General features: G+C 62.7%; 2 protein-coding genes (1 of these 2 running past the window's edge). Both read left to right on the forward strand.

Annotation, left to right across the window (positions count from 1 at the left end):
* Positions 1-13,014, forward strand: coding sequence for a non-ribosomal peptide synthetase (locus ATI02_RS30540; RefSeq protein WP_100848241.1), 13,014 nt, complete (start codon positions 1-3; stop codon positions 13,012-13,014).
* Positions 13,011-24,777: the 5' portion of a non-ribosomal peptide synthase/polyketide synthase gene (locus ATI02_RS30545; RefSeq protein WP_100848242.1), read on the forward strand. 6,092 nt of this gene lie beyond the right edge of the window; only the first 11,767 of its 17,859 coding nucleotides appear in the window; it begins with the start codon at positions 13,011-13,013; the stop codon falls past the right edge of the window. Before ATI02_RS30540 ends, ATI02_RS30545 begins: the two co-directional genes overlap by 4 nt.

Here is a 24,777-nt window from a genome sequence, read left to right on the forward strand (position 1 = left end):
ATGCATTTCAGCGAACTGATGGCTGTTATTTCGACCCATGCGATCCGCCTTCAACAGGAAGATGAAGACCTGGTCATTCTGGGCAGCGACGACGCGCTGGATGACGCGTTGTGGGACAGCCTCGCCGAACACAAGTCGCAGTTGCTGGCGCTGGTCGCCAGCCATGGCGGCGACTGGTTGAGCCCGGCCTTTCGCATCACCCCGGACATGTTGCCGCTGGTGCAGCTGGATCAATCCACAATCGACCGCATCGTCGCGAGCGTGCCGGGCGGGGCGGCCAATTTGCAGGATATTTATCCATTGGCGCCCTTGCAGGAAGGCATGTTGTACCTGCATCTGTCCACCACCGCCGGTGACCCTCATGTGCCGCAGGCCAGGTTCGCGTTCGATAGCCGCGAACGACTGGAGGCGTTTGCCGAGGCGTTGCAATGGATGATCGAACGGCACGACATTTTGCGCACCTCGTTTATCTGGGAGCGGCTGGACGAGCCGTTGCAAGTGGTGCAGCGCCATGCGTCGCTGCAGTGCGAGGAAATCGAGCTGAGCGCCGACGGTGACCTGATGAACCAGTTGCTGGAACGTCATGACCCACGTTTTTTCCGTCTCGATGTGCAGCAGGCACCGTTGCTGCGTCTGGTGTTTGCAGCAGATCCCGATAACGACCGTGTGGTCGCGCTGCTGCTGTTCCACCACCTGATCATGGACCACGTCGCCCTTGACGTGGTGCGCCGGGAAACGCGCGCCTTTCTGCTCGGTCAAGAGGCACAGGTCGGGCCGGCGGTGCCGTACCGAGACCACCTGGTCAAGGCTCGCATGAGTCTGGACGCGACGTCCCATGAGGCATTCTTCCGCGAGATGCTGGCTGACATCGACGAACCGACTTTACCTTGCGGCGTACAGGTCATGCAGGACGACGGAGACGCCGAGGAAGCGTCTCTGACGATCGACAGCGACTTGGCCGATCAGCTTCGTACGCAGGCGCGGCGGCTCGGAGTGAGTGCCGCGAGCCTGATGCACGTAGCGCTGGCGCGGGTACTCGGCCAGCTGTCGGGACGTACCGCAGTCGTGTTTGGCACTGTGCTGTTGGGGCGCATGGAAGCCGGCGAAGGCGGCGAGCAGGCGCTGGGAATGTTCATCAATACGTTACCACTGCGAGTCGATGTTGGAGGCGAGGGAGCGCAAGCCGCAGTGCTGGCGACCCATCGGCAACTGACAGCAATGCTGGCGCATGAGCAAACCTCACTGGCGGTCGCACAGCGCTGTAGCGCGGTGGCAGTACCGACGCCGCTGTTCAGTGCGATCCTCAATTACCGGCACAGCACTGCGGAGGACGTCGCCGAGATCAGTGACTTTGCACCAGGCATCCAGGTGATGGGCGCCAGCGGGGGGACCAGTTACCCATTGACCGTGAACATCGATGATATCGGCAAGGATTTGCGCCTCACCGTGCTGGCGGACGCGGCGCTGGGCGCCGAGCGCATCGTTCACTACCTGCACACCGCTCTGCATAGCCTGACGCAAGCCCTGCAATCGACGCCGAACGCGCCGTTGCACAGCTTGAACATCCTGCCTGCCGACGAGCGCGAGTACCTGCTGCACGGTGTCAATTCGCCGTTGCCACGCTTCCCCGACACGCCGCTGATTCACCAGCAGTTCGAAGCCCATGCGCAGGCGCGTCCCGACGCTGTGGCACTGTTGTTCGAGGGCCGCACCGTCAGCTATGGCGAGCTCAATCGCCGCGCCAATCAGGTCGCGCATCAGCTGTTGGCGCGCGGCATTCGCCCCGATGACCGGGTGGCAATCTGCGTCGAACGCGGGCCACAGATGATCATCGGCCTGCTCGGGGTGCTCAAGGCTGGCGCTGGCTATGTGCCGATCGATCCGGCGTATCCGCTGGAGCGCATCGCTTACACCCTCGAAGACAGTGCCCCGGTGGCGCTGTTGATACAGGCGCAAACCGTTGATCGAGTCGGCGCACCTGACGTGCCGATCATCGACCTCGACGGCGAGCAACTGCAGGCTGAACTCACCAGTAATCCACAGATTCCCGAGCTGACCCCGAGCCATCTCGCCTATGTGATTTACACCTCCGGCTCCACCGGTCTGCCGAAAGGCGTGATGGTCGAGCACCGCAACGTGGTGCGGCTGTTCTCGGCGACCCATGACTGGTTCAACTTCAACCCGCAGGACGTCTGGGCGCTGTTCCATTCCTTCGCGTTCGATTTCTCGGTGTGGGAAATCTGGGGCGCGCTGGCATTTGGCGGGCAATTGTTGTTGGTGCCGCAGGCAGTCAGTCGCTCCCCGGACGACTGCTACGCGTTGCTGTGCCGCAGCGGCGTGACCGTGCTCAACCAGACCCCGAGTGCATTCCGCCAGTTGATCGCCGCGCAGGGCCGAAGCCCGTTGCAGCACTCGCTGCGCGAAGTGATTTTCGGCGGCGAAGCCCTGGAGCCAGGCCTGCTCAAACCGTGGTATGCGCGGGTCGGCAATGCCGGCACGCGCTTGGTGAACATGTATGGCATCACCGAAACCACCGTGCACGTAACCTATCGCCCACTGGCAGCGGCGGATGCGCAACGGGTCGGCCGCAGCCCGATTGGCGTCGGTATACCCGACTTGCAGCTGTACGTGCTGGACACGCAGCGCGAGCCGGTGCCGGCGGGTGTTGTCGGCGAGTTGTACGTGGGCGGTGCCGGTGTGGCCCGGGGTTACCTCAATCGCGAGGCACTGACCGCCGAACGCTTTATCGCCGACCCGTTCAGTGGCCGTGCCGAAGCGCGTTTGTACAAGACTGGCGACCTCGCACGGTGGACGGCCGACGGCAGCCTCGAATACCTCGGGCGCAATGACGATCAAGTGAAAATTCGCGGTTTCCGGATCGAACTTGGCGAAATCGAAGCGCGTCTGGCCGCGTGCGACGGCGTGCGCGAAGCCGTGGTCATCGCTTGTGAGGACAGCCCCGGCGACCAGCGTCTGGTGGCGTACTGGCTGGCGGTCGAAGGTGCTGAGCCGAGTGCTGCGCAACTGCGTGAACAACTGCTGGTCTCGCTGGCCGAGTACATGGTGCCGAGCGCTTTCGTGCGCCTCGACGCGTATCCGTTGACCACCAACGGCAAGCTCGACCGCAAGGCGCTGCCGCAGCCCGACAGCGACGCATTTGCTCGCCGCGGTTTCGAAGCACCTATCGGTGCCGTGGAAACGCTTATCGCCGATATCTGGCAGACCTTGCTCGGAGTCGAGCAGATCGGCCGCCATGACAACTTTTTCGAACTGGGCGGCCATTCACTGCTGGCGGTAAAACTGATCGAGCGCATGCGCCAACACGAATTGCATTGCGACGTGCGCGTGCTGTTCGGCCAGCCAAGTGTGGCAGCACTGGCGGCAACGCTGGGCGCAGCGCAAGCCATCGTGGTGCCGGACAATCTGATCGAGCCCGGCTGCGCGCGCATCACCCCGGACATGCTGCCGTTGGCCGCGCTGGATCAGGCGGGCATCGACCGGGTCATCGCAACGGTGCCCGGCGGTATCGCCAACGTGCAGGATATTTATGGCCTGGCGCCGTTGCAGGCGGGGATTCTTTATCACCATCTGGCCACCCATGCCGGTGACCCGTATGTGCTGCAGGCGCAATTCGCCTTCGACGGTCTGCCGCAGATCAAAGCCTTCGTCCGCGCCATGAACGCGGTGATCGCCCGTCACGACATTTTGCGCTCCAGCGTGGTCTGGGAAGGTCTTGAAGAGCCGGTACAAGTAGTCTGGCGCCAGGCACCGCTGGCGCTGGAGCGAGTCGATGCCGAACTGCTGGAAGGCGATGTGCTGAAGCAGATGCAGGCACGTTTCGATCCGCTTCACTATCGACTGGATCTCAATCGCGCACCGTTGATGCGTTTCGCCTACACCGAAGATGTGCCTCACCAGCGCTGGGTCGCAATCCTGCTGTTTCATCACATCGTGCTGGACCACACGGCACTGGAAATGCTGGTGGCCGAAATCGATGAGGCCATGCGCGGGCAATCGAGCGATCTGTCGGCCCCGGTGCAATACCGACAATATGTAGCGCAGGCGCGGCTTGGTGCGGATGCCGAGGCTCACGAAGCATTCTTCCGCGACATGCTTGGTGACATCGACGAACCGACCGTGGCCTTCGGCTTGCAGGACGTGCACGGCGATGGCAGCACGATTGTCGACACCGAACTGATGCTCGATGCCGGCGTTGCCGAGCGTCTGCGCGAACAGGCGCGCCGGCTCGGCATCAGTGTGGCGAGCCTGGTGCATCAGGCGTGGGGCCAGGTGTTGGGCCAGTTGTCGGGTCGCGATGATGTAGTGTTCGGCACAGTGCTGCTGGGGCGGATGCAGGGCGGCGCGGGTGCTGACCGTGCGCTGGGCATGTTCATCAACACGTTGCCGTTACGCGTTGGCGTTGCTACGGGCACGGTGCAAGAGGGCGTGCGTGCCACTCACGAGCGTCTGGCGCAACTGCTCGGGCATGAGCAGGCTTCGTTGGCGTTGGCCCAGCGATGCAGCGGTGTGGCCGCTTCGCTACCGCTGTTCAGTACGTTGCTCAACTACCGCCACAGTACCGCGGATTCGGCCAGCGTGGCATGGGATGGCGTGCAGCTTCTCAGCTCCCGCGAGCGCAGCAATTATCCGTTGGTGGTCAGCGTCGACGACCTCGGCCAAGAATTCCGCCTGAGCGTGCAAGCCGTGCCGCAAGTCGATGGCGCGCGGGTCTGCGACTACCTGCAAACCGCGTTGCACAATCTGGTCACGGCGCTGGAGCACACGCCGACGGTGCCATTGCAGCACTTGTCGATCGTGTCACCGGGCGAGCGCCAGCGGGTGCTGGTCGGTTTCAATATCAGCGGTCGTGAATACCCGGTGGCGCAGACCGTGCAGCGCTTGTTCGAAGCGCAAGTGGTGATGCGTCCCGAAGCGTTGGCGCTGGTGCAGGGCGATCTGGAGCTGAGCTACGGCGAACTGAATCAACGCGCCAATCGCCTGGCCCATCACTTGATCGGCCTTGGTGTGCAGGCTGATGATCGCGTCGCCGTATGCCTGCGTCGCGGGCCGGAGATGCTCGTGGCATTGTTGGCCGTGCTCAAGTCTGGCGCAGGTTACGTGCCGATTGACCCGGATTATCCGGCGGAGCGTATCACCTACTTGATTCAGGACAGCGACCCGATAGCGGTGCTCGCACAAGCGTCGACGCAGGATCTGCTCGGCGCCGTGCCGGTGATCAATCTGGACGCCAGTGATTGGCAGCACCTGCCGGACACCAATCCACAACTGGCGAGGCTGACCCCGGCGAATCTGGCCTACGTGATCTACACCTCGGGTTCTACCGGCCAGCCGAAAGGCGTGATGGTCGAGCACCGAACTCTGGAAAACCTTGTGCACTGGCACGCCGAAGCCTTTGATCTGCACGCAGGCAGTCACACCGCCAGCGTTGCCGGTTGCGGTTTTGATGCCATGGCGTGGGAAGTCTGGCCGGCGCTGAGCGTCGGCGCCACCGTGTACCTGCCGCCGCCGTCGATCCGTAATGAACACCTCGATGAGCTGCTGGAATGGTGGCGCGCGCAGCCGTTGCAAGTGAGCTTCTTGCCGACCCCGGTGGCCGAATATGCCTTCAGCCGTGGGTTGGGGCATCCGACCCTGCGCACGCTGCTGATCGGTGGCGACAAGTTGCGGCAATTCCCGCGTGAGCAGACGTTTGCCGTGATCAATAACTATGGGCCAACCGAGGCTACAGTAGTGGCGACCTCCGGCCTGATCGAACCCGGACGGATTCTGCACATCGGTCGGCCCATCGCCAACGCCAGAATCTACCTGCTCGATCGCCAGCAACAACCGGTGCCGGCAGGTGTACAAGGTGAGTTGTATGTCGGTGGCGCCGGAGTGGCGCGTGGCTATCTGAATCGCCCGGAACTGACCGCCGCACACTTTCTCGACGACCCGTTCAGTGATGATCCGCACGCGCGGATGTACCGAACTGGCGACCTTGCGCGATGGCTCGCCGACGGCAATATCGAATACCTGGGGCGCAACGATGACCAGGTCAAATTGCGCGGTGTGCGTATTGAACTCGGTGAAATCGAAGCGGCGCTGAGCACTCACCCCGGCGTACAGGATTGCGTGGTGCTGGTGCGTGACGGGCGTCTGGTTGCCTGGTTCACCGAAGTCGCAAGCGTTGAGACCGGCGACTTGCACCATCACTTGCAAAGCCGCCTGCCGGACACCTTGGTCCCGGCGGCGTATGTAAGACTGCACAGTTTGCCGCTGACTGCCCACGGCAAACTTGATCGCAAGGCCTTGCCCGAGCCTGACCAGCAGGCCTGGCTCAGCCGCGAATACGAGGCACCGCAGGGTGCGGTCGAAATCGCCTTGGCGCAGATTTGGGCCGACGTGCTGAAGATCGAACACATCGGCCGCCACGACAATTTCTTCGAACTGGGTGGGCACTCGCTATTGGCGGTGAGCCTGATTGAGCGCATGCGCCAGATCGGTTTGAGCGCCGATGTGCGCGTACTGTTCAACCAGCCGAGCCTGGCGGCGCTGGCGCGTGCCTTGGGCAGCGGGCGTGAAATTGAAGTGCCGGCCAACCTGATTGCGCCCGGTTGCACGCACATCACCCCGGACATGCTGACCCTGACCACACTGGATCAGGCCAGCATCGAGCGTATCGTCGCCACGGTGCCGGGCGGCGCGGCGAATGTGCAGGATATTTACCCGCTGGCACCGTTGCAGGAAGGCATTCTTTATCACCACCTGAGCGCCGAACAGGGCGACCCTTATCTACTGCAATCGCGTCTGGCCTTCGACAACCTCGAACGTTTGCAGACCTTCGCCGAGCACTTGCAGCAAGTCATCGCACGCCACGACATTCTGCGCACCAGCGTGGTCTGGGAAGGCCTGCCCAGCCCGCAGCAAGTGGTCTGGCGCCAGGCGCAACTGGTCGTGCAACACGTGCCTCTGGCGGCACAGGACGGCGACATACTCGCGCAGTTGCATGAACGCTTCGATGCGCGGCATTACCGCCTCGACCTGAATCAGGCACCGTTGATCCGCATGGTCTACGCCGAGGACCCGTTGCAGCAGCAAGTGGTGGCGATCGTGCTGTTCCATCACTCGATTCTCGACCATACCGCCATGGACGTGATCGGCCGCGAAATGCACGCGCTGATGTTCGATCAATTCGACACGCTGACGCCGCCGATGCCATACCGCAACTATGTGGCGCAGGCGCGTTTGGGCGCGGATGAGCAAGCGCATGAGGCGTTCTTTCGCGAGATGCTCGGCGATATCGACGAGCCGACCTTGCCCTTCGGTTTGCAGGATGTTCAGGGCGACGGTCGCGGCATCGAAGAAGCGCTGCAGCCAGTGGATGCCGGTCTGAATCTGCGCCTGCGCGAACAGGTGCGACAACAGGGCGTCAGCCCGGCGAGCCTGATGCACCTGGCCTGGGCGCAGGTGCTGGGTGTGTTGTCCGGACGTCGCGACGTGGTCTTCGGCACCGTGCTGATGGGACGGATGCAGGGCGGCGAGGGCGCCGACCGTACGCTGGGGGTGTTCATCAACACCTTGCCGTTGCGCGTTGATCTGGGTGAAAGCGTACGCGCCGGGGTGCAAACCACCCATGCAAGGCTGACGGCGCTGCTCGGCCATGAGCACGCGTCGCTGGCTCTGGCCCAGCGTTGCAGCGCCATGGCCGGTTCCGCACCGTTGTTCAGTGCGTTGCTGAATTACCGGCACAGCGCCGTCGAGCAGCAGCCGCGCGACGGCCAGGGTATCTGGCACGGCGTGCGCATGCTCGGTGGCGAGGAACGCAGCAATTATCCATTGACGCTATCCGTGGATGATCTGGGCGAAGGTTTTGCCCTCGACGTGCTGGCGGTCGCAGAGATCGGCGCGCAACGGATTTGCAGCTACATGCACACCGCGCTCGAACATCTGGTGACAGCGCTCGAGCAGGCGCCGCAACGTCCGCTGAACCGTTTACCGATTCTTTCGGTCACGCAATACGAGCATTTGCTGGTCGGCTTCAATCAGCATTCAGCGGCGTATCCGCGTGGCGCGACGATCCATCTATTGGTGGAGGCGCAGGCCGAGCAGCAGCCAGATGCAATGGCAGTGGTTCAGGGCGCGCAGCAGTTGACCTACGCTCAGCTCAATCAGCGCGCCAATCGCCTGGCCCATCACTTGCTCGGTCTCGGCGTGCAGCCCGATGACCGCATCGCCGTGTGCCTGCGCCGCAGCCCGGACATGCTCGTAGCGTTGCTGGCGATCCTCAAGGCCGGGGCAGGTTATGTGCCGGTCGATCCGGCGTATCCCGCGCAGCGCATTGCCTATCTGTTGCAGGACAGCGATCCCGTGGCGGTGCTCGCCCAGGCTTCGACCCGCGATCTGCTGGGGCGGATGCCGGTGATCGATCTGGACAACGCCACCTGGCAACACCTGTCCGAGGCGAATCCGCAGCTGCCGACGCTGACGCCGGCGCATCTGGCCTATGTGATCTACACCTCCGGCTCAACCGGTGAGCCGAAAGGCGTCATGGTCGAGCACGCGACCTTGGAAAACCTTGTGCACTGGCACTGCGAGGCGTTCGATCTACAGGCCGGCAGCCACACCGCGAGTGTCGCCGGATTCGGTTTCGACGCGATGGCCTGGGAAATCTGGCCGGCGCTGTGTGTGGGTGCGACCCTGCACCTGCCGCCGCAGTCGATCAGCAACGAACACCTCGATGACTTGCTCGACTGGTGGCGCGCGCAGCCGTTGCAGGTGAGTTTCCTGCCGACGCCGGTGGCCGAATATGCCTTCAGTCGCGACCTCGGTCACCCGACCTTGCGCACGCTGTTGATCGGTGGTGACAAGTTGCGGCAATTGCCTCGCAATCAGACCTTCGCGGTGATCAACAACTATGGCCCGACCGAGGCGACGGTGGTCGCCACGTCTGGCGCGGTCGAGGCCGGGCAGACGTTGCATATCGGTCGACCGATGGCCAACGCCAAGGTGTATCTGCTCGACGAGCAACAGCGGCCGGTGCCGGTCGGCGTTGCGGGTGAGTTGTTCGTGGGCGGCGCCGGCGTGGCGCGCGGTTATCTGAACCGGCCCGAGCTGAGCGCCGAACGCTTCCTCGAAGACCCGTTCAGCGACGAACCGCAGGCGCGCATGTACCGCACCGGCGACCTTGCACGCTGGCTGGCCGACGGCACTATCGAATACCTGGGGCGCAACGACGATCAGGTGAAATTGCGCGGTGTGCGTATCGAGTTGGGTGAAATCGAAGCGGCGCTGAGCCGTCACGATGCCGTGCACGATTGCGTGGTGTTGGTGCGTGACGGGCAACTTCTGGCGTGGTTCACCGGACAACTGAGCGTCGAGATCGAAGATCTGCGCAGTCATTTGCAAGCGCAGTTGCCGCCAGCGTTGGTGCCGGCTGCCTATGTGCGACTGGACAGCCTGCCGCTGACCGCCAACGGCAAACTCGATCGCAAAGCCTTGCCCGAGCCGGATCAAAACGCCTGGCTCAGCCACGAATATGAAGCGCCGCAGGGCGCAGTCGAAACGACGTTGGCGCAGATCTGGTCTGAGGTGCTGCAAGTCGAACAGGTCGGCCGTTACGATAATTTCTTCGAACTGGGCGGGCATTCGTTGATGGCGGTGACGCTGATCGAACGCATGCGTCAGGCCGATCTGCGCACCGACGTGCGCGTGCTGTTCAGCCAGCCAACCCTGGCAGCATTGGCCGCTGCGGTGGGCAGTGGCCGCGAGGTCGAAGTGCCGGCCAATCTGATTCCGGCCGATTGCACCCACATCACCCCGGACATGTTGCCGCTGGTGCAACTGGACCAGGCCAGCATCGAGCGCATCGTCGCCACGGTGCCGGGCGGCGCGGCGAATGTGCAGGACATTTATCCGCTGGCGCCATTGCAGGAAGGCATTCTTTATCACTACATCACCGCCGAGCGCGGCGATCCGTACCTGCTGCAATCACGCTTGGCGTTCGACAGCCTTGAACGGCTGCAAGCCTATGCCGACGCATTGCGTCAGGTCATGGCGCGCCACGACATCCTGCGCACCGGGGTGGTCTGGGAAGGGTTGACCGCGCCTGTGCAAGTAGTCTGGCGCGCAACTGAACTGCCGGTGCAGGAAATCGCGCTCGACCCGACGGCGGGCGATGTGTTGTTGCAGTTGTATGAGCGTTTCGATGCGCGGCACTTGCGTCTGGACATCAGCCAGGCGCCATTGACGCGTCTGGTGTACGCGCAGGATCCGGTCAACGATCGGGTGGTGGCGATGCTGCTGTTCCATCACATCGTCATGGACCACACCGCGCTGGAAGTCGTGCAACAGGAAATGCTCGCGATTCTCTTGGGGCACGGCGAAGCGCCAATGCCTGCGGTGCCTTACCGCAACTATGTGGCCCAGGCGCGAATGGGCATCAGCCAGCAAGAGCACGAAGCATTTTTCCGCGAGATGCTGGGCGCCATCGACGAGCCGACGCTGCCATTCGGCATGCTCGATGTGCGGGGCGACGGCAATGACATTGAAGAAGTTCGCCAAAGCGTGCCCGAGGCGTTGGCCATGCGCCTGCGCAGTCAGGCGCGGCAGTTGGGTGTGAGCGTTGCCAGCCTGTTCCATCTGGCGTGGGCACAGGTGCTGGCGGCGACCTCTGGTCAGGAACGCGTGGTGTTCGGCACCGTGCTGCTGGGGCGGATGCAGGGTGGTACCGGCGCTGATCGCGGCTTGGGGATGTTCATCAATACCTTGCCGATACGCGTGGATCTGGGTGAAACACCCGTGCGTGCCGGTGTCAGGGCGACGCATGCGCAATTGACTGCATTGCTCGGCCACGAACATGCACCACTGGCGCTGGCCCAGCGTTGCAGTGGTGTGACCGGGTCATCGCCATTGTTCAGCGCCATGCTCAACTATCGCCACAGCGTCAGCGAGCAACAGCAGCAAGCCGCTCGCCTGAGCTGGCAAGGCATCGACAGCCTCTCCAGCGAAGAGCGCACCAACTATCCACTGAGTCTCAACGTCGATGACCTCGGTCAGGGCTTTTACCTGACGGTCATGACCCCTTCGAACATTGGCGCAACGCGGGTATGCGGCTACATGCAGCGGGCCTTGTCGAGCCTGGCCGAAGCGTTGGAGCAAACACCGCAGGCGCCGTTGAACCGTCTGCCGGTGTTGCCAGAGGCAGAGCGGCAGAAATTGCTGTGCGAATTCAACGCTACCGAAGTCGATTACGATCTTGAGCAAACGCTCCATGGTCTGTTCGAGGCGCAAGTACAACGTACGCCACAGGCGCCGGCCGTAGCGACGGCAGCGCAACAGCTGAGCTATACCGAGCTCAATGCCCGGGCCAATCAACTGGCGCGACACCTGCGAGGCCTGGGCGTGCAGGCGGATTCGCGGGTGGCGATTTGCGTCGAACGCAGCCTCGATATGGTGGTCGGCCTGCTGGCCATTCTCAAGGCAGGCGGCGGCTATGTGCCGCTGGATCCGGCGTATCCGCTGGAACGTCTGGCCTGCATGCTGCAGGACAGCGCGCCAGTGGCGGTGCTGGTGCAGGGTTCGACGCGTGCGTTGCTGGGCGAGGTTGATGTGCCGGTGATCGATCTCGATCAACCGCACTGGCAAGCGCAACCGACGGACAATCTGCCCGGCGCTGGATCGACTCCACAGCACACTGCGTATGTGATCTACACCTCCGGCTCGACCGGCCAGCCCAAAGGCGTGGTCAACGAGCACGCCGCGGTGGTCAACCGCTTGTTGTGGATGCAGGACGCTTACCCACTGACGGCGGCGGACACGGTGTTGCAGAAAACCCCGTTCAGCTTCGACGTGTCGGTGTGGGAGTTCTTCTGGCCGTTGATGACCGGTGCGCGCCTGGTCATGGCTCAGCCTGGCGGGCACAAGGACCCGCAATACCTCGCAAAAGTGATTGAGGCCGAGAACATCACCACGCTGCACTTTGTGCCGTCGATGCTCGACGTGTTCCTTGCCAACAGTGACACCGCACGCAGCAGGGGTCTGCGACGGGTGATGTGTAGCGGTGAGGCGTTGCCGGGCAGTCTGGTGCGACGTTTCAAACTGCAATTGCCGGGCAGCGAGTTGCACAACCTGTACGGCCCGACCGAAGCGGCTGTCGACGTGACCGCGTGGAATTGCGCCGGGCCAATCGAGCACACACCGGACAACACCCCCATCGGTAAACCGATTGCCAACACCCGTATGTACATCCTCGACGCCCAGCAACAACCGGTGCCGCAAGGCGTGATCGGCGAGTTGTACATCGGTGGCGTGCAGGTCGCACGCGGCTACCTCAATCGTCCGCAACTGAATGCCGAACGTTTCCTCGACGATCCGTTCCGGCCCGACGGCCGGATGTATCGCACGGGTGATGTCGCCCGCTATCTGCCCGACGGCAACATCGAGTACCTGGGCCGTAACGACGATCAGGTGAAAATCCGTGGCCTGCGTATCGAGCTGGGTGAAATTCAGGCCCGCATGACCGCGATCGCCGGCGTGCAGGAAGCCGCGGTGCTGGCCCGTGAAGAGGTCCCGGGGGACAAGCGTCTGGTCGCGTATTACACCGGCGAACGTCTGGAAATCGACGTGTTGCGCGAGCATCTGCTGGAGCATTTGCCCGATTACATGGTGCCTGCGGTGTTCGTGCATCTGCACGCGTTGCCCCTGAGCCCCAACGGCAAACTCGACCGCAAGGCCTTGCCGGCACCGGATCAGAGCGCGCTGAAAACCCGTGAATACGAAGCGCCGGTCGGCGAAGTCGAAATCATCCTCGCACGCCTCTGGGCCGAGCTGCTCAATGTCGAACGGGTAGGGCGCCACGACCACTTCTTTGAGTTGGGTGGTCACTCACTACTGGCGGTCAGCCTCATCGGCCGGTTACGTCAGGAAGGCATGGAAGCCGATGTCAGAGCGCTGTTTGAACAGCCGACCCTGGCCGGCTACGCCGCAATTACGGAAAGAATGGAGATCGTCCTGTGAATGTGATCGAACTGCTGGCAACCCTGAAAACAAAAGATATTCAGTTGGCGGTTACCGATGACCAGTTGCGCGTCAACGGCAACAAACAGGCACTGAGCGATCCGGCATTGCTGGCGTCGCTGCGCGAACACAAACCGGCACTGATCGAACTGATCAAGGCCGGGCAATACTCGGCTTCCAAGGCTGGCCAGATCGACGTGCCGGCCAATGGCATTGTCCCCGGCACCACGCGGATCACCCCTGACAGGGTGACTCTCGTCGACCTCGACCAGGCGACCCTTGACCGTCTTGTCGCCGACGTTCCGGGCGGCGCTGCCAATGTGCAGGACATCTACCCGCTGGCCCCACTGCAGGAAGGCATTCTCTATCACCACGCGAGCAATGAGCAGGGCGACCCGTACGTCATGCAGTCGTACTTCGCGTTCAGCAGCCGTGAGCGTTTGCAGGCTTTTGCCCAGGCCTTGCAAACGGTGATCGATCGCCACGACATTCTGCGCACGGCAGTGCACTGGGAAGGGCTGGATGTACCGCTGCAAGTGGTCTGGCGCCAGGTGCAACTGCCCTTGGAAGAAGTGCTGCTGGATAACGCAAGCGATGCACTGCAGCAACTGCACGCGCGTTTCGACGCGCGGCATTTCCGTCTCGACGTCAGCCGCGCGCCGCTGATACGACTGGCATACGCCTGGGACGAGGCCGGTCAGCGCGTGGTCGCGACGCTGCTGTTCCATCACATGGCGCTGGATCACTCGGCGCTCGATGTGGTGCGGCACGAACTGTATGCCTGCCTCAGCGGCCAGCACGCATCGCTGGGGCGGCCGGTGCCGTTTCGCAACTACGTGGCGCAAGCGCGGCTGGGGATCAGCGAAGCCGAACACGAAGAGTTCTTCCGCGACATGCTCGGTGATATTGCCGAGCCGACGCTGCCGTACGGCTTGCACGATGTACAGGGCGACGGACTCGGCATCGCCGAACTGAGCATGCCGGTCAACCCGCTGCTTGGGCAACGTCTGCGGGCGCAGGCACGACAGCTCGGGGTGAGTGCCGCGAGCCTGTTCCATTTGGGCTGGGCGCAAGTGTTGGCGGCGCTGACCGGCAAGCCAAACGTGGTGTTCGGCACGGTGTTGATGGGGCGTATGCAAGGCGCCGAAGCCACCGAGCGCGCACTGGGGATTTTCATCAACACCTTGCCGCTGCGGGTCGATGTCGATGCGCAGGGCGTGCGTGCGGCGGTAGAGGCGACGCACAAACGCCTGACCACATTGATGCGCCACGAACACGCACCGCTGGCACTGGCCCAGCGTTGCAGCGGCGTGGTCGCGCCGACGCCGTTGTTCAGCGCCTTGCTCAATTACCGTCACAGCCACACGGCGGCAACGGCCAGCGCCGAAACGTTGGCGGCCTGGGAAGGCATCAGCACCATCAGCTCCGAAGAGCGCACCAACTATCCGCTGACACTGAGCGTCGATGATTTCGGTGATGCGTTCAGCCTGACCTTGCTGGCCACCACTGAGGTTGAGCCGCAGCGTATCTGCGAATATTTGCATTGCGCACTTGAAAGTCTGGTGATGGCACTGGAGCAGGCGCCCGACACCGCGCTCAATCAACTGCCGATCCTGCCAGCGGCGGAACGCGAGCAAGTGCTGGTGGCGTTCAACGCTACCCACGCCGCTTACCCGGCAACGCAGACCATTCACCAGCGTTTCGAGGCGCAGGTAGCCCAGCGGCCCGAAGCCATCGCAGCGGCATTTCTCGGTGAGCAACTGAGCTATGCCGAGCTCAACCGACATGCCAATGCGCTGGCGCACCATTTGATCGAACTTGGGGTGAAAGCCGACGATCGTGTCGCCATCGTCGCTCGGCGTGGCCTCGATACGCTGGTCGGACTGGTGGCGATTCTCAAGGCCGGCGCCGGTTATGTACCGGTCGACCCGGCGCACCCGGCGGATCGTCTGAACTATTTGCTCAGCGACAGTGCGCCCGTCGCCGTCCTGACCCAGAACAACCTGCGTGAGCGCTTGCCCGCGCTGAACGTGCCGGTGATCGATCTCGACCAGCGCACCTGGCCACTGAGCGTGACCCTTGATCCACAAGTGCCGGGCCTGACCTCCGCGCACCTGGCCTATGTCATTTACACCTCGGGTTCTACCGGTTTGCCCAAAGGCGTGATGGTCGAACACCGCACGCTGGCGAATCTGGTCGATTGGCACTGCGCAGCGTTCGATCTGTGCGCCGGTCGTCACACGTCCAGCCTTGCCGGGTTCGGTTTTGATGCGATGGCGTGGGAAGTCTGGCCGGCGTTGTGTGCCGGCGCGACCCTGCATCTGGCACCCACCCACGAAGGCAGCGAAGACATTGATGCGCTGCTCGATTGGTGGCGTGCGCAGCCGCTGGACGTGAGCTTCCTGCCGACACCGGTGGCCGAATATGCCTTCAGCCAGAACCTTGAACACCCGACCTTGCGCACGCTGCTGATTGGTGGCGACCGCTTGCGGCAGTTCAGCCGCAACCAGCCATTCGATGTGATCAACAACTACGGCCCGACCGAGGCCACGGTGGTCGCGACCTCTGGCCGGATCGAGGCCGGTGATGCGCTGCACATCGGCAAACCGGTGGCCAACGCCACGGTGTATCTGCTCGATGAACAACAGCGTCCGGTGCCGATTGGCGTCATGGGCGAGTTGTACGTCGGCGGTGCCGGTGTTGCGCGGGGCTATCTGAATCGTGCCGATCTGACTGCCGAGCGTTTCCTGCGTGACCCGTTCAGCAGCGCGGCGAATGCGCGCATGTACCGCACCGGGGACCTCGCCCGTTGGCGCGCCGACGGCACGATTGATTACCTGGGACGCAATGACGATCAGGTGAAAATCCGTGGCGTGCGCATCGAACTTGGCGAAATCGAAACCCGCCTCAATCAGTTGCCCGGCATTCAGGAAGCGGTGCTGCTGGCCCGCGAAGACGAGCCCGGCCAGCCGCGCCTGGTGGCCTATTTCACCGAGCAAAGCCAGGTCGAACCGCTGGCCGTGGCCGAGTTGCGCGCACACCTGCTGACCCAGTTGCCGGATTACATGGTGCCGGTGGCGTTCGTCAAACTCGACACTCTGCCACTGACCGCCAATGGCAAGGTCGACCGCAAGGCGTTGCCCAAACCTGATCGCGCGGCGCTGTTCACCCGCGAATACGAGGCGCCATACAATGAGCTGGAAACCGCGCTGGCACAGATCTGGGCAAACGTGCTGCAAGTCGAGCGAGTCGGGCGTCAGGATCACTTTTTCGAACTCGGCGGCCATTCACTGCTGGCGATGCGCATGGTTTCCCAGGTTCGCCAAAGCCTCGGGGTAGAACTGGCGCTGGGCGATCTGTTTGCCAACGCTGAACTGGCAGCGGTCGCCGAGGCGGTGGCGCAAGCCGGACGCAGCACGCAACCGGAGATTGTGCCGGTGGCCCGTGACGGCGCGTTGCCGCTGTCGTTCGCCCAGCAACGGTTGTGGTTTCTGGCGCAAATGGAGGGCGCCAACACCGCGTATAACATTCCGATCGGCCTGCGCCTGCGTGGCCAGCTGAACGAAGAGGCGCTGCAACAAGCGCTGGGCCGCATCGTCGCCCGCCACGAAACCCTGCGCAGCCGTTTCGCTCAGTTCAACGATGAAGCGCAGGTGCTGATCGCTCCGGTCGACAGCGGTTTGCTATTGCGCGTCGAAGATCTGCGCGAGCACCCGCAACCCGACGAAGCCTTGCTGGCGCTGATCCAGGGCGAAGCCTCGGGGCCGTTCGATTTGCAGGATGACGCACTGATTCGTGGCCGGCTGGTGCGGCTGGCCGATGATCATCACGTACTGCTGCTGACCCTGCACCACATCATCTCCGATGGCTGGTCGATGGGTGTTTTGACCCGCGAATTGATGGCGTTGTATCAGGCGTTCAGCCATGGGCAACCCGATCCGCTGCCACCCTTGGCGTTGCAATACACCGATTACGCGGTGTGGCAGCGCCGCTGGCTCAGCGGTGAGGTGTTGCAGCGCCAGAGCGAATACTGGCAACGGACGTTGGCCGGTGCGCCGGCGCTGTTGATGCTGCCGACCGATCGACCGCGGCCGGCAGAACAGGGTTTCGCCGGCAGCACCGTCGATGTGCTGCTCGACGAGCGTTTGAGTGCCGGGCTCAAAGCCCTGTCCCAACGCCACGGCGTGACGATGTACATGCTGATGATCAGCGCATGGGCGAGCCTGCTCAGTCGTTTGTCCGGGCAGTCGGAAGTGGTCATCGGCTCGCCTGTCGCCAACCGTAACCGCGCCGAGATCGAAGGCTTGATCGGCATGTTCGTCAACACCCTTGCGCTGCGCATCGATACCTCCGGTGAGTTGAGCAGCGAGGCGTTGCTGGCGCGGGTCAAGGCGCAGACACTGGCGGCGCAGGCGCATCAGGATCTGCCGTTCGAGCAAGTGGTGGAAATCACCAAACCGCTGCGCAGCATGGCGCACAGCCCGTTGTTCCAGGTGATGTTCAGTTGGGAAAGCGGCCACGGCAATGGCCTGAGCCTGGGTGATCTGACGCTGGAAAGCGTCGCCGAGCCGAGCCATTTTGCCAAATTCGATCTGTCGTTGACCCTGGCGGAGGCTGCGGACGGCATTCGCGGTTCGCTGGAATACGCCATTGCCTTGTTCGATGAGGTGACGATCCAGCGATATGTCGGTTATTTCCAGCGCTTGCTGCAAGCGATGGTCGGCAACGATCAAGCGGTGCTGGCGCAGGTCGAGTTGTTGGCGGACGAAGAACGTCAGCATTTGCTGATTGATTTGAACGCAACCGAGATCGCTGTCGAACTCGACCAGACCGTGCATGGCCGCTTCGAGGCGCAGGTTTTGCGCACGCCCGAGGCCGATGCTGTGATAGCGGCAGGGCAGTCTTTGAGTTTTGCCGAGTTGAACCGGCAGGCCAATCGACTGGCCCATCATCTGCAACAGGCGGGCGTGGGGCCGGATTCACGAGTGGCGATCTGCGTCGAGCGCGGGCCACAGCTGTTGGTCGGTCTGCTGGCCATTCTCAAGGCCGGCGGCGCTTATGTGCCGCTGGACCCGGGTTATCCCGCCGAGCGTCTGGCCTACATGCTTGAGGACAGCGCGCCGGTCGCCGTGCTGGTGCATGCAGCGACGCGTGCGCTGATCGGCGAGTCCGCGGCGGTGCTGATCGATTTCGACCATTGCACCTGGCAGAACCTGCCGCAGAGCAATCCGCAGGTGCCAGACCTGAGCGCTGCGAATCTGGCGTATGTGATTTACACCTCAGGCTCCACCGGCACCCCGAAAGGCGTAATGGTCGAGCACCGCAATCTGGTCAATCTTTTGCATTGGAGTGCCAGCCTGTGTCCGCTGTCGAGCGGCGCGGCGCTGTTGCAGAAAACCCCGTTCAGTTTCGATGCCTCGGTGTGGGAGCTGTTCTGGCCATTGACCACGGGCATGCGTCTGGTTCTCGCCAGCCCGGACGGGCATCGCGATCCGGCGGCGCTGGTGCAGCTCATTCGCGAGCAACAGGTCAATGTCATTCAGTTTGTACCGGCGCTGTTGCAGCAGTTCCTTGAACAGGAAGACGTCAGTCAGTGCCGCAGCCTCACCGATGTGTTTTGTGGTGGCGGTGAGTTGACCGCCGCATTGGTGCGCAGCGTGCGTGAACGTCTGCCAAGCGTGCGTCTGCACAACGTGTACGGCCCGACCGAAGCCACGGTGGACAGCACCGTGTGGACGCTGGAGCCGCATTCACCGATCCCGAAAGGCGCACCACCGATCGGCAAACCACTGTGCAATACTCGCGTGTACATCCTTGATGCTTATCAGCAACCGGTGCCATTCGGTGTCGTCGGCGAGATGTATCTCGGCGGCATGCAAGTGACGCGGGGTTATCTGAATCGGCCGCAGCTGACCGCCGAACGCTTCCTCAGCGATCCGTTCAGTGATCAACCGCACGCACGCTTGTACCGCACCGGCGACGTCGCGCGGTATCGGGTCGACGGCAATATCGAGTACCTGGGGCGCAACGACGATCAGGTCAAAATCCGTGGTTTGCGTATCGAACTGGGTGAGATTCAGGCGCATCTGGTGCACATCAACGGCGTGCGCGAAGCGGCAGTGCTGGCCCGCGAAGACGTGCCGGGCGATCAGCGCCTGGTGGCGTACTACAGCGGCGAACCTCTGCAGGTCGATCAGTTACGCGCCGAATTACTCAAGCATCTGCCGGACTACATGGTGCCCGCCGTGTTTGTACACCTGGACAGTTTGCCGTTGAGCCCCAACGGCAAACTGGATCGCAAGGCCTTGCCGGCGCCTGGCCAGACAGCGCTGTTGAGCCGCGAATACGAAGCCCCGATCGGTGAAGTCGAAACGGTCATTGCCGGTCTCTGGGCCGAGTTGTTGAAGGTCGAGCGGGTAGGGCGCCACGACCACTTCTTTGAACTGGGCGGGCATTCGTTGATGGCGGTCAATCTGGTTGCACGCATGCGCCGGGCCGGTCTGTCGGCAGATATTCGTGTGTTGTTTGGCCAACCGACGCTGGCCGCGTTGGCTGCCGCAGTGGGCGGTGCGCCTGAAGCCGTGGTTGCTTCGAACCTCATCCCGCGCAACTGCACGCGCATCACGCCCGATCTGCTGCCGTTGGTGGCACTGGATCAAGCGACGATCGACAGAGTCGTTGCCAGTGTTCCCGGCGGAGCCCTCAACGTTCAGGATATTTATCCGCTGGCGCCGTTGCAGACCGGCATTCTGTTCCATCACGTGTCGGCCGCTCAGGGCGATCCGTATGTCTTGCAGGCGCAGTTTGCCTTTGCCGATGAGCAACGGTTAAAGGCCTTTGTCGATGCCCTGCAAAGCGTGATCGAACGGCATGACGTTCTGCGGACAGCGCTGTTCTGGGAGGGGCTGGAAGACCCGGTGCAAGTGGTCTGGCGTCAGGCTTCGCTTGCTTGCGAGGCGCTGGCGCTAGACGCTGATTCGGGCGATGTCCTGAGCCAGTTGCGCGCACGATTCACCGTCGACAACTACCGCATGCCGGTCACCGAAGCACCGCTGATGCGTGTGGTGCACGCTCGGGATGCGGTCAATCAACGCGTGGTGGCCTTGCTGCTGTTCCATCATCTGGTAATGGATCACGTCGCACTGGAAGTATTGCAACACGAGATGCAGGCGTTTCTGCTTGATCAGCCGCAGTGTTTGAGCAATCCGGTGCCGTACCGCAATTACGTGGCGCACACCCGTTCCGGGCTGAGTGAGCAAGAGCACGAAAAGTTCTTTCGCGAGATGCTCGGCGATATCAGTGAACCGACGTTACCGTATGGCCAGAATCTGGCGGACAAAGGCTCTTCGCCAGAAGCACCTGCGCAACAGGCGCAACTGACCCTGGAAAGCACTCTGAGCCATAGCATCCGTCAGCAGGCACGGCGTCTGGGCGTCAGCGCTGCAAGTCTGATGCACCTCGCGTGGGCGCAAGTGTTGGCGCAGTTGTCAGGGCGCGAAGCCGTGGTGTTCGGCACGGTTTTGCTCGGCAGACTGCACGGTGGTGAAGGGGCTGAGCGGGCGCTCGGGGTATTCATCAATACCCTGCCGCTGTGCATCGAACTGAATGCACACAGCGTAAAAGGCGCGGCGCTGGCGACTCATGAACGCCTCAGTCAGCTGCTGGCCCACGAACATGCGCAATTGGCGCAAGTGCAACAGTGCAGTGCGATGCCATCGGGCACGCCGCTGTTCAGCACATTGCTCAACTATCGTCACAGTGCACCGGCCGGCCCGGTATCGGCCGAGGTGCAAGCGGCGTGGCAGGGTATGCAATTACTTAAGGCCGAGGAGCACACCAACTATCGCCTGACCCTTAGCGTTGACGATCTCGGTGAAGATTTCAGCCTGAAGGTATTGGCCGATACCGGCATCGATGCGCAACGCATTTGCGCCTACATGCGCAGTGCGTTGAGCGTACTGCTCGATGCGCTGGAGCATACGCCGCACATGGGTTTTGACCGGTTGTCGGTCGTGCCGGCGCAAGAGCGTGAACAGTTGCTGGTGCGCTTCAATGCGACCGAGGCTGACTACCCAAGTGGGCTGACGATTGCCCAGCGTTTCGAAACGCAGGTCGCCGAACGTCCGCAGTCAGTGGCCGCGATATTTGCCGATCAGCCACTGACGTACTTGCAACTCAATCGCCAGGCGAATGCCTTGGCGCATCACCTGATCGAACTGGGTGTTAAACCTGATGACCGCGTGGCCATCGTTGCCCGCCGTGGTCTGGACACCTTGGTCGGGTTGGTCGCCATCCTCAAGGCTGGCGCCGGCTATGTACCGGTCGATCCCGCGCACCCTGCCGAGCGGATCAGCTATTTGCTGAATGACTGCGAGCCGGTCGCGATCCTGACCCACAGCGATCTGCGCGAGCGCCTGCCGGCCTTGGCCGTGCCGACAATCGATCTCGACCTGTGCGCATGGCCGGCGCAGGCGCAGCAAAACCCCGTGGTGCCGGAGCTGAGCGCGGCGCATCTGGCCTACGTGATTTACACCTCGGGTTCGACCGGCTTGCCAAAAGGCGTGATGGTCGAGCATCAGACGTTGTCGAATCTGGTCGACTGGCACTGCGAAACGTTCGATCTGCGCGCCGAAGGGCACACCTCAAGCCTTGCCGGATTCGGCTTCGATGCCATGGCCTGGGAAGTCTGGCCGGCGTTGTGTGTGGGTGCGACTCTGCATCTGGCGCCGGTACACGACGGCAGCGAAGACATCGACGCGCTGCTCGACTGGTGGCGCGGGCAACCGCTGGACGTGAGTTTCCTGCCGACACCGATTGCCGAATACGCCTTCAGCCAGAATCTTGATCACCCGACGCTGCGCACGCTGCTGATCGGCGGCGACCGTTTGCGCCAGTTCAATCGCCAGCCGTCGTTCGCAGTGATCAACAACTACGGTCCGACCGAGGCCACTGTGGTCGCCACTTCGGGGCGTGTCGATGTCGGCGCGGCGTTGCACATCGGCAAACCGGTGGCGAACGCCTCTGTCTACGTGCTCGACGAGCAGCAGCGCCCGGTGCCGATGGGCGTCATGGGTGAGTTGTACGTTGGCGGCGCGGGGGTGGCTCGCGGTTATCTGAACCGTGCCGAGTTGACCGCCGAACGCTTCCTGCATGACCCGTTCAGCAGCGCGCCGAATGCGCGCATGTACCGCACCGGCGATCTTGCACGCTGGCGTGACGACGGCGCCATCGACTATCTGGGGCGTAACGACGATCAGGTGAAAATCCGTGGCATGCGCATTGAATTGGGTGAAATCGAGACCCGGCTCAGTCGGCTCCCCGGTATCAACGAAGCAGTGTTGCTGGCTCGCGAGGACGAGCCCGGTGAACCGCGACTGGTGGCGTATTTCACCGAACAAGATGCCGTCGAACCCTTGGCAGTGGGCGAGTTGCGTGCCCAGTTGCTGACGCAACTGCCGGACTACATGGTCCCGGCAGCGTTCGTCCGGCTTGATGCCTTGCCACTGACGGCCAATGGCAAGGTCGACCGCAAAGCCTTGCCGAAGCCGGACCTTACCGCGCTGCCGGCCCGCGAATATGCCGCGCCGCAAGGCGAGCTGGAAATCGCTCTGGCGCAGATCTGGGCCGAAGTGCTGCAGGTCGGGCAGGTCGGCCGTCACGATCACTTCTTCGAACTCGGCGGCCATTCCCTGTTGGCGATGCGCATGGTCTCGCTGATCCGTCAGCGCCTCGGCGTCGAACTGGCATTGAGTGATCTGTTTGCCGACGCACAATTGAGCGCCGTCGCTGAAGTATTGAACCACGCTGCACGCAGTGCGCTTGTGGACATTGTGCCGGCACCGCGTGATCAAGCGTTGCCGATGTCCTTCGCCCAACAGCGCCTGTGGTTCCTGGCGCAGATGACGGGTGGCAACTCGGCGTACAACATTCCCCTCGGCTTGCGCCTGCGCGGCCACCTCGACGTTGATGCCCTGCAAGCGGCGCTGGCACGGATCGTTGCCCGTCACGAAACCCTGCGCAGCCGTTTCATCAGCCTCGCCGACAGCGCACACGTATCGATTGCCCCGGTCGATAGCGGTTTGCTGTTGCGCGTTGACGACCTGCGTCAACAGTTGCATGCCGAACAGACTTTGCAGACATTGATAGCGCAGGAAACCTCGACTGCTTTTGATCTGCAGAACGATCCATTGATTCGCGGACAACTGGTACGTCTGGCCGACGATCATCATGTGCTGCTGTTGACCGTGCATCACATCGTTGCCGATGGCTGGTCGATGGGCGTGCTGACCGCTGAGTTGATGGCGTTGTATCAAGCGTTCAGCCACGGTCAGCCTGATCCGCTGCCGCCACTGACCCTGCAATACGGCGACTACGCCGTGTGGCAACGTCAGTGGCTCAGCGGTGACGTGCTGCAGCGGCAAAGCGACTACTGGCAGCAGACCCTCGACGGCGCGCCGGCCTTGTTGACCCTGCCCACCGATCGCCCGCGACCGGTACAACAGGACTATGCCGGCAGCCACGTCGAAGTGCGGTTGGACGAGCGTCTGAGTACCGGCCTCAAAGCGCTGAGCCAGCGTCACGGCGCGACCCTGTTCATGACCCTGATGAGTGCCTGGGCGATGCTGATGAGTCGCCTGTCCGGGCAATCCGATGTGGTGATCGGCGCGCCGGTGGCCAACCGCAGCCGCGCTGAAGTCGAAGGCCTGATCGGCATGTTCGTCAATACGCTGGCCGTGCGCATCGACACCTCGGGCGCACCGAGCGTCGAAGCGCTGTTGGCACAGGTCAAGGCGCGGACACTTGAGGCGCAGGCGCACCAGGATCTGCCTTTCGAGCAGGTGGTGGAAATCACCCGGCCGGTGCGCAGCCTGGCCCATAGCCCGCTGTTCCAGACCACGCTGAACTGGGACAGCAGCGTTGGCCCGCAACTGGCGTTGGGCGATTTGACCCTGGAGGGCGTTGCCGGGCCGGGCGAGGTCGCCAAGTTTGATCTGACGCTGACACTGGGTGAGGTCAACGGGGTGATTCGTGGCGCGCTGAACTACGCCACGGCATTGTTCGATGCGCCGACGATTGTGCGTTACATCGGTTACTTCGAACGCCTGCTCGAAGCAATGATTGCCAGTGATCAAGTGGTGCTGGATAGCGTGCCGTTGCTGGCGGCGGATGAGCGTCAGCGCTTGCTCGGCGACTTCAACGCCACCGCGCGTGACTACCCGCAAACGCTGACCGTGCACGGGATTTTCCAACATCAGGCCGCCGCGCATCCCAAGGCTGTGGCGGCGGTGCATGGCGCACATTCGCTGAGCTACTTTGAGCTGAACGCTCAGGCCAACCGTCTGGCCCATCACCTGATCGCCGAAGAGGGCGTACAGCCGGGCGATCACGTGGCGATCCTGCTGCCGCGTTCGCTGGAGTTGCTGGTGGCGCAACTGGCCATTGCCAAATGCGCGGCGGCCTATGTGCCGCTGGACATTAATGCACCGAGCGAGCGCCAGGCGTTCATGGTCGAGGACTGTCAGGCGGTGGCGCTGTTGACCCTCAGCGGCGAAGTCATCGACTACGCCGCACCGCGTATCGACCTCGACACGCTGACCCTTAGCGGCCAGCCGACGCACAATCCAAACCTGCTGCAGTCGTCCGAGTCGCTGGCGTACATCATGTACACCTCGGGTTCCACCGGCACGCCGAAAGGGGTGATGGTGCCGCACCGGGGCATCGGCCGCTTGGTGATCAACAACGGTTACGCTGATTTCAATGCGC

The organism is Pseudomonas baetica (assembly GCF_002813455.1).
GTDB lineage: Bacteria > Pseudomonadota > Gammaproteobacteria > Pseudomonadales > Pseudomonadaceae > Aquipseudomonas > Aquipseudomonas baetica.